At 39.7% G+C, this 8859-nt stretch carries 8 protein-coding genes; 4 read left to right on the top strand and 4 right to left on the bottom strand.

The window, feature by feature from the left end:
- Positions 1 to 157 precede the first annotated feature (157 nt).
- Complete coding sequence (locus QOW94_RS10595) at positions 158 to 814, bottom strand: deoxynucleoside kinase (protein WP_283680426.1); 657 nt, start codon at positions 812 to 814, stop codon at positions 158 to 160.
- A gap of 144 nt (positions 815 to 958) precedes the next feature.
- On the opposite strand from QOW94_RS10595, the gene QOW94_RS10600 reads away from it, so the two are divergent.
- Positions 959 to 1729, top strand: a complete 771-nt coding sequence (locus QOW94_RS10600; protein ID WP_283680428.1) for a Cof-type HAD-IIB family hydrolase — start codon at positions 959 to 961, stop codon at positions 1727 to 1729.
- A 109-nt stretch (positions 1730 to 1838) separates the two neighbouring features.
- Here QOW94_RS10600 and pgmB read toward each other — a convergent pair whose 3' ends face one another.
- The 3 genes from pgmB to mscL all read right to left on the bottom strand — a co-directional run bounded on the left by pgmB (position 1839) and on the right by mscL (position 5772).
- Entirely contained in the window at positions 1839 to 2510 is a 672-nt protein-coding gene (gene pgmB, locus QOW94_RS10605) for a beta-phosphoglucomutase (RefSeq protein WP_283680429.1), read from the bottom strand.
- Between the two features lie 20 nt (positions 2511 to 2530).
- Positions 2531 to 5245, bottom strand: a complete 2715-nt coding sequence (locus QOW94_RS10610; RefSeq protein WP_283680430.1) for a glycoside hydrolase family 65 protein — start codon at positions 5243 to 5245, stop codon at positions 2531 to 2533.
- Between the two features lie 155 nt (positions 5246 to 5400).
- Positions 5401 to 5772, bottom strand: coding sequence for a large-conductance mechanosensitive channel protein MscL (gene mscL, locus QOW94_RS10615; protein ID WP_283680431.1), 372 nt, complete (start codon positions 5770 to 5772; stop codon positions 5401 to 5403).
- 124 nt (positions 5773 to 5896) lie between these two features.
- On the opposite strand from mscL, the gene QOW94_RS10620 reads away from it, so the two are divergent.
- The 3 genes from QOW94_RS10620 to QOW94_RS10630 are packed head-to-tail and all read left to right on the top strand — an operon-like array spanning position 5897 to position 8682.
- Positions 5897 to 6109 (top strand): hypothetical protein, encoded by a 213-nt coding sequence (locus QOW94_RS10620; RefSeq protein ID WP_283680432.1) that lies wholly within the window; start codon positions 5897 to 5899, stop codon positions 6107 to 6109.
- 20 nt (positions 6110 to 6129) lie between these two features.
- Entirely contained in the window at positions 6130 to 7959 is a 1830-nt protein-coding gene (locus tag QOW94_RS10625; protein WP_283680433.1) for a S53 family peptidase, read from the top strand.
- A gap of 18 nt (positions 7960 to 7977) precedes the next feature.
- Positions 7978 to 8682 carry a CPBP family intramembrane glutamic endopeptidase gene (locus QOW94_RS10630; protein ID WP_283680434.1) on the top strand — a complete coding sequence of 235 codons (705 nt, stop codon included), beginning with the start codon at positions 7978 to 7980 and terminating at the stop codon, positions 8680 to 8682.
- Positions 8683 to 8859 lie beyond the last annotated feature (177 nt).

Consider the following 8859-nt stretch of genomic DNA (forward strand, 5'->3'; position numbering starts at 1 on the left):
GGACATCTGTTTTCCTCTTTTCTAAATGGTTTGTGGTGAATTCATTATAGCAAAAGGGACAGGTGTCCTTTTGCGTCCAAAAAAATAGTGCGATAGATTTCTCTATCACACTAAAAAGTGTACAGCCCTTTTTTATTCATTGATAAGTAACGATTTGCTACTTAGCAGTTTCTTCTTTAGGCTCTCTGATTTTCTTCAGTTCATCATCAATTTGGCCGAGAACGATATCCACGTTCTTTGGATCGGACAAGTCGTACTTTTGTAAGTCGATTCTGATTTTTGGACTAATGTCGTACTCGTTGAACCATTTCTTGTATGCAGACCACATCTTGAAATAGTACTTTTCAAGGTCTGGATTTGAGTCAATTTGCTCGTAGTCACGACCGCGCTTTTTGATTCGATACTTGATTGTATCAAAGTCACTGTCGGCATAAACTAACAAATCCGGAGCCTTCTTAGGCATTTGATTTAGCTCATTCATCATATTATCGAGTAATTTTAAGTAAACTGATAATTCAGTGTCGGTAATGTTACCCTCAGCGTTGTTTTCCCGTGTAAACAGTGCGTCCTCATAGATGGATCTATCTAAGACGTTATTGTCATCACTCAGCGCTTGTTTGATCATTGAAAATCGCTTGTTCAAAAAATAGATTTGTAATAGAAATCCATACTGTTTTTGGTCCGAATAGTACAGTGGTAGAACGGGATTGTCACCAACTGGTTCGAAGAATGCTTTTGTTCCTAAATGCTCAGCAATTTTGCCGGTAAGGGTTGTTTTACCGACACCAATCATTCCTGCTGTAATTATCACCATATTAGCCCCTCTTTTTTTAGCGTTACAACATATAGTGTACCATAAAAGTTTTAGCCACAATATATATCACATTCAATTCTCATAAAGGTCATGGTTGGAAATCAAGTGTATAATAGGATTATCAACATATCTGGAGGGGATTTGATGTATAAAGGAATTGTATTTTTCGATTTGGATGGTACTTTGTTTGACGACGACAAAAATGTATCTCAGCAAAATATTGATGCCATTCAGGAATTAAAACGGAATGATATTCTACCAATCATTTCGACGGGTCGGAATATTTTTGAGATCCAGTACGTTTTAGATGAAACAAAAATTGATTCAATTGTTAGTGCTAATGGTAGTTACGTTCAATACGAAGGCAAAAAGTTAGACGCTGAGGTGATTCCAACTAGTGTGATTGAGGACACGTTGGAATTTGCCCGTCGGCAAGGGGATGCGGTTGCTTTCTACAACAACAAGGAATTCAGACTTACCGAAGAAAACGATATGACGATTGAAAACTATAAGTTACTCCGTTTGGACGCTAAAGTTGAACCTAAATGGTACTTAAAGCATGATGTCAACTTTATGTGTGTATTTAATACCAACAAGGATAAACGTTATCAAGATAAGTTCGAGGGAGTTCTTTCATTAGTTAGAAATAATCCTCGTTGTATGGACACGATGAACTGGGGAGTATCAAAGCAGACCGGAATTCAAACATTGATGAAGGATGAACAACTTGCAGGACTCCCATCATATGCATTTGGAGATCAGTTGAATGATTTACAAATGTTTGCTGAGGTCGATCATCCAGTATCAATGGGGAACGGTCATGAGAAGGCTAAGGCAGCCGCAGAATACGTCACAGCGGATAATATGCATGGTGGTATCGTTCAAGGGCTTCAGCACTATGGATTAATTAAATAGGATACATATGGGAAAATCGTTAACGTGACGATTCCCGTTGTAACCAATCAATATATACAAAAAGGTCGGGAAATTGTTTTCCCGACCTTTTAATTACTATTTATTTTTGTTAGTTCATTTGTTTTTTGATGTTAGCTAAAGTCATTTCGCTAGTATCACTGAATAAAATATCAGCATCTTTTAATACCTGCGCATCACCAATTCCAATTGAGGTTTCGTTTGCTGCATTGATCGATTCAACCCCAGCAGCAGCGTCTTCAACCCCGATACATTGTTCTGGCTTTAAGTCGATAAGTTCGGCTCCTTTTAGGTAAATCTCGGGATCCGGCTTACCATTTGTTAGGCTCTTTGGATCAACAATTTTTGGGAAGTAATCCGTCAATTGAAGTTTTTCAAGAACTTTAGGTGCGTTTTTAGAGGCAGAAGCCAATGAAATCAAATAACCTTCGCTTTTAAGTTCATCTAAAAACGACTTGATTCCTGGTAATAGGTTAGCAGGGGTCATTTGATCAACCAGTTTCAAGTAGTTAGTATTCTTTTCCGTTGCCAAATCTACCTTTTCATCGTTTGTGTATTTATCCTGAACGTTTCCGGCTTTCAAAATCATTTCAAGTGAATCCATTCGACTGATTCCCTTTAAGCCATCTTCGAGTTCCTTGCTCCAAGGAGCCCCAACTTTGTCAGCAACTTGATGCCATGCTTGACTGTGAAATACTGAAGTATCGGTAATAACTCCGTCTAAATCAAATACAAACCCCTTAATGTCTGAAAAACTTGCCATTATATGATTCCTCCTGTTTTCTAGTACTTAATTGTTTTTGCGGTGTTCTTATCCACGTCGTAGTCCTTGCCTACAATGTTAATTTTAACATTCTTGTCGGCTTCAACTGTAACTGACTTATGGGTAATTTTGAACTTATATGTTACCCCTTTAAAGAGGTGCTTGAACGTGAGTGAGTCCCAATGAAGTGGTAGGTGTGGCTCAACTGATATGATTTCTCCATTAGTTTTAACCCCACCAAAGTTTCTCGTTTCAATTTGAAGAGTAGCTCCCATAACTCCGAGGTGAATACCCTCAGCTGTTGTTCCTCCTTGGATATCGTAATAGTCAGAGAACAAAGCGGTTGAGAACAATTGCCATGCCTGATCCATATTACCGTCCATTTCATCTAGAACTGAGTAAACGATTCTGGAAAGGGTGGAACCGTGAGTGGTTCTATCAAGATAGTATCTAAGGTTCTTAGTGAATGCTTTCTTTGGTAATTTATAACCAAGTCGATCGATTATTTCCACGATTTGGTCAAACGGTAGCAGATAACTAGCCATCATGGTATCCGCTTGTTTTGCAACCTGGTAGGCGTCAGGTGATTTTCCTTCACCCTTTAAGATTCGGTCAATTCTTGAGATATCACCATACCGTTGGCGATAAGCCTCGAAATTGAGTTTTGATAGGTGGAAGTAGCCTTCAAACTGACCAATGATACCATCATCGTTAATATCAAGTTTGAGCTTTCTAGAAATATCGTCCATCTTCTTAAAGAGGTCGTCATCGAAGTTGGCTTTCTTTTCAGCCTCCGCAAGAGTTTTCTTCTTTAGTTTGCCCGTCAAATTGATAACTTGCTCGAATAACCAAGAAACCATGATATTTGTGTAAGCATTGTTGCGAAGTCCGCGTTCACTTGAGTTAGGATACTCTTCGTGGAATTCGTCAGGTCCCATGACTTCTTTGATATCGTAACGCTTTGACTTTTTATTGAATGATGCCATGCTTACCCAGAATTCACTGATTGAGAGTAGCATTTCCAAACCATAATCCTTCATGAAGTCAGTGTCACCGGTTATATTGACGTATGTCAGAATATCATAGGCAACTGAAATTGACACATGGCGTTGTAGTCTACTGTTATCTGGATCCCACTTACCACTCACTGGGTTTAAGTGGACAAATTGAGACTGTTCATCACCCTTAAGGCCTGATTGCCATGGGAACATCGCGCCTTTTTTACCTTCAGATTCAGCGTATTTTCTGGCTTCATCTAGGCGGTTATACCTATACATCAAGCATTGGCGAGCAATCTTTGGATAATGCAGGGCATAGAATGGTAAATCAAAGGTAACATCCCAGAAGATGTGGCCCCGGTATGCTTCACCGTGAAGTCCACGGGCACCAGTAGATGCATCTAGGTCACCAGTTGCAAGGGCAGCTCCTGAAACCATCATGTGGAAGATGTTGACTCTGGTTAGCTTTTGGGAGGTAATATCATTATCAATTAGAATGTCACTTTTATCCCATGTCTGACCAAAGAATTTTTCACTATCAGCTAGGGTGTCAGCAAACGAAGACTTATCAATATCCTTACGGGCACCAGCCTCAAGTTCTTCGAAACTTTGATTACCAGTGAACACAGATACGTCCTTTTCAAACGTGTACTTTTTACCTGGTTCTACGTCAAGACTCAAGCTTTGAGTGATGACCTGATTTTCAGTAGTTGAGTTGATCATTGGTTCCGTATCGCAATCAGTGCCATCGAGTTTGGAAGTGATCACAAACGAAATATCTGATGTCTTAGTTTTACCAGTCATCGACATTTGGTTGTCGTGAGCGGCCATGCCAACGATATCAATATGGCGCTGGTTAAAGTCACGGTAACGTTCAACGTTGAGGTTTTCGACACCACCGTCAATCTTTGAGTATACTTGCAGGCTACCAGAGAAGTTGATTGGTTTGACTTCATACTTAATTGCGTATCGGTGGTAGTTGGTCATATTAGCAACTTTGATTGTTCTGACTTCCAACACATGACCAGTTGAGAGCTGAATGTGAAGGTCGGTAGTTAGAGTTCCGGTCTTCAAGTCCAGGCTCCGGTAAATATCCTGAATGTCTTCCTGTTTGATTTCAAACGGTTTTTGATTATCAACCCCGAAGCTTAGATACTGACTGTTTGGTAGGTTGACGAGGTCTTCATTAACCACATCATGATCATTAACTTTGGTTGTCAGTTGATTAAAGACGCCAGCAACGTACATACCTGGGTAATTATCATCGTCGGCATTTGCTTCGACATAAGAACCACGCAAACCAAAGTAGCCGTTACCGATGGTTAGCATTGCTTCCTGACCATAGTTTCGTTTGCCATTATATTCACCGTAGTAATCCAAGTGCCACTTAAGGTATTCGGCCTTTTCGGCAACGGCTTTTTCGAGGCCAATTTCGTTTACAGTTTGTAAGTTAACGACAGGGACGTTAAGCATGTTGGTAATTGCCAACCCAATATCGATTTTTTGGTGATTGATACCAATAACCGTGTCTGAAAAGTCGTAGTTAAGTGAATTTTCAATAATTCCTGCGTCAATATCCAATCCAGTTAGGACGGATTTAATGCCCTCAAGGTTGCTACCAATAGAAAGATTTGGATTGTATGTAATTATAAATTTTCTAAATGGCGGCTGATTTGAGTTGTCTGAGTAGTTGATTTCAAGCGCGCCGTCGCGGGCCTTTATCGCAAAAGTTTTCATGATAAAACCTCATTTCTATAATTTAATCGTCATCAATCATTCATAATTTAATGTTAGTGCAAATTGTAACAAAACTCAATTAAGAGCTATTTTAATGCGATTTGAATGCAAAAAAAGAACCAGCAATCCATTATGGAATGTTGATCCTTAGCGATTTACTTGTTGTTTTCTTTTAATAAATCTCTTATTTCTGTAAGTAAGCTAATCGATTGGTCAGGTGCTGCCGAACTATCTTCTTCGTTTTTACGTAATTTGTTGATAAACTTAACGATTAAGAAGACAACAAACGCAACGATGATAAAGTTGATGATTGAGTTGATGAATGCACCGTATTTAAAGGTTGCTTGGCCAACTGTAAAGGTTAGACTCGATAGATCCAACTTACCCAAGAAGATGCCAATCAACGGACTGATCAAGTTATCATTCAATGAAGTAACAATCGCGGTAAACGCACCCCCAATAATGACACCAACTGCCATATCGACAACGTTACCACGTGAAATGAAGTCTTTAAATTCCTTTAACATTGTTAATCCTCGCTTTCATATGTATTCATATACCTTCATTATACATATATAATCAACAAATTCTCAATCTTCCGAATTAAAAAATATGATAAGATGGCTACTAGTAAAGATGAGGTTTAGAAAAATGAGAAAATTATGGTTTCTAGTTGCTGGTTTGATATTGTTTCTTTTCATTGGATTTATCTGGTGGTTAGTCCAGGGGTATTCTGGTGAACAAATCGAGTATATTGCATTGCTGACGTTTGGTAGCTTGCTTTTCCAAGTGATTTTTACGCCAGTGATGGTTTTTGCACTCATGAAGCATGACGAGAACAAGGAAAATGAGGATGATGAATAAATCGATTGGAGTAAGCAACTTTGACATTAATTGCTAAGCATAAATGGATTTTGGTTATGGGTGTTGTGGCTGGTCTTACGCTTAACGGAAGCCGAGCACTTGCTTCTCAAACTTTAGTTAAATCGACGACCACCCAAACAGTTGATATTGTCTTAAAAACCAAGCACAGTAGTGAGTTAACCAACGAAGTCAAACGAATTTCGGGTACGTCAGGAATAAAAACCAATGATTTTTTAAGCCCTCAACAGTTTGCTAACAAATACGGGGCAAAGCGCAACGTGATCAAGCAAATCACTAGGGAATTGAAGCAAAATCATTTAAAGCCTTCAACGTATAAAGGTGGTTGGATTATCGTCGTAAAGGGAACCACTAAGAATATCCAGCGGGCTTTTCACACTAAATTGGTAAATATCAAAACTAGTCAAAAGAAATATCAGCGAGCGGTTAAAACCCCAAAGCTATCCAAAAAGTCGATGAAAGAAGTGCTTGCTATTACTGGATTGACTAATTATTCAGTCGCGGATAGCAATGGGAAAACATATCAGCCGACTTCATACGTTAAGCACGATAAGTACGAACAGATGACCATTAACAATAATTCGCCGAAACGATTTTTATCTAGATACGGGCTTACTGCTCTGGCAGATAAGGGGATCACTGGTCGCGGCAAAACGGCCGGGATAATAACGTTTGCTAATTTTCATCCCAGTGATGCAGCAAAATATTGGCAGACTTATGGCACGTCAAATGATCTTAACCGAATCAGTGTATCGAGAATCAATGGTTACAAAGGGACCTGGTCTGGGTACGATGAAACGACCAATGATGTTGAACAGACTGGTGTGGTTGCCCCAGAGGCAAAAATCCGCGCATATATTGCGAGGTCAAATGTCACGGGGATGTTTAATGCTTTAGCCACAGCGATGGCTGAAAATAAGAGTGATACGTTGTCATTAAGCTGGGGCCAGAGTGAGGCTACGCTCAAGCAGGAAATTAAATCAGGTGTCACAACTTCAAAGTACAATCAAATTATGAATCAGCTTTTTGAACAGGCCGCGGTTCAAGGAATTAGTGTGTTCGTGGCAGCGGGAGATAACGGCTCATATGATGGTGTCCTTGATGGCCATCGTGGTCTGTCGGTTGATAGCCCCGCCAGTTCACCATTTGTAACCTCAGTCGGGGGCACAACCCTGCCCAAAACCTATAAAGTCAATAAAAAGACGGTCCGAATCAAAAAGGAGCGGGCATGGGGTAGTGACTTTCTTTACCCCAATTTCCAATATCAGCATTATTTTTCTGATGAGGATAAGCTGGGGGATTACTTTACCGGTGGCGGTGGCGGGTTTAGCAAGAATAATGCCCGACCATGGTATCAGAATGGAATTAGTGGCACCCAAACTTTTTCCGCCATTAAGCGGTGGCAGTTGAAGAATGGTTCGCTGATCAAACTCACTAAGCCGTTGCGGTTGTTTGGCACTAGTAGTGGTCGAAACCTACCAGATGTCTCTGCAAATGCTGATCCTAATACTGGCTATTCTGCATATTTGTGTTCTGACAAACATGCTGGCAAGGACGGGGAATGGTTTGTATCTGGCGGGACTAGCGTGGTCGCTCCCCAAATAGCGGCAGCGTTTTTACTTCTGAATGATGAAGCGAAGGGGAGATTAGGATTTGTTAATCCGCGGCTTTATGAGATTGCTGAGCAGCAGGATGGTTCGCTAAATGTTCTGGATAGTAGCGTTAATAATACTAATTTATACTATACTGGTCAGCCCGGAAAGTTGTATAATCAAGCGACAGGGCTGGGAACGATTGACTTTAGTAGGTTGAGTTCCCACTACCAAAAATAGTAGTTAAGGAAGGGTCATATGAATCCTCAAAATAGAAAGCTGTTTGCTGGCGATTATTTCGAACGAATCGCCGTTATGATATTAATGATTTTTTTAGTTTCAGTTGTTCAAATGCCAGTTATACTGATTGCCAAGGGCCATTTCAGGCTCACCGTAGAAATTGCGTTGGGGGTTGGCTACCTGATTGGATTCGCTTTAGTTATAATGCTTGCTAACTATTTTTATCACAGGTACGCAAATCCAGAAAAAAAGCAATTTACTGGTAACGATTTTAAACTGATAATTTTAGGCTATGCTGGGTTAATAGCTTCACAAATGGTTTTTGGAGTCCTTCATCAATTTATTGAGGGTAGAACTACCACCCAGAATAATGATCTCATCCAAAGCCTACTATCATCCAATAAAATTGCGCTGGTATTGATGGCATTTTCAGCTGTCTTTCTATCGCCGATTTTGGAAGAACTTATCTTTCGCGGGATATTGATTGGTGGCTTTTTCAATAAAAACCAGTACGTTCTACCAATCATCATCAGCGGGCTGATTTTCTCATCATTGCATAATGCAACCTTTGATTTGATCAGCATCTTGATATATGCAACTATGGGTGGGATCTTTGCCTATCTTTACATTAGGACTCAGGATATCCGCGTTTCGATGGGACTTCACTTTTTGAACAATCTAATTGCGATGGGGTTGTTAGTGGTTCCAATGGTAATGAAATAATTGAAATTTTAATTAATGAAACTAAAGTTTGAATGAACTGGACTTTGGTTTCTTTTTTCTACCAAAAATCAAGTTTCATGCCTAATTTAATACATGTAATTTGTGATTATTTCTGATGGCTGGACACACTCAAATAAGCCTTACGGCTTGTCCGTTTTTCAAGAAAATGATACCCTG

The organism is Lentilactobacillus sp. Marseille-Q4993, assembly GCF_951230165.1.
GTDB lineage: Bacteria > Bacillota > Bacilli > Lactobacillales > Lactobacillaceae > Lentilactobacillus.

Excerpts from the sequence above, each read along its gene's own strand:
- QOW94_RS10595 (WP_283680426.1), bottom strand. The coding sequence starts at position 814 with ATGGTGATAATTACAGCAGGAATGATTGGTGTCGGTAAAACAACCCTT.
- QOW94_RS10600 (WP_283680428.1), top strand. The coding sequence starts at position 959 with ATGTATAAAGGAATTGTATTTTTCGATTTGGATGGTACTTTGTTTGAC.
- pgmB (WP_283680429.1), bottom strand. The coding sequence starts at position 2,510 with ATGGCAAGTTTTTCAGACATTAAGGGGTTTGTATTTGATTTAGACGGA.
- QOW94_RS10610 (WP_283680430.1), bottom strand. The coding sequence starts at position 5,245 with ATGAAAACTTTTGCGATAAAGGCCCGCGACGGCGCGCTTGAAATCAAC.
- mscL (WP_283680431.1), bottom strand. The coding sequence starts at position 5,772 with ATGTTAAAGGAATTTAAAGACTTCATTTCACGTGGTAACGTTGTCGAT.
- QOW94_RS10620 (WP_283680432.1), top strand. The coding sequence starts at position 5,897 with ATGAGAAAATTATGGTTTCTAGTTGCTGGTTTGATATTGTTTCTTTTC.
- QOW94_RS10630 (WP_283680434.1), top strand. The coding sequence starts at position 7,978 with ATGAATCCTCAAAATAGAAAGCTGTTTGCTGGCGATTATTTCGAACGA.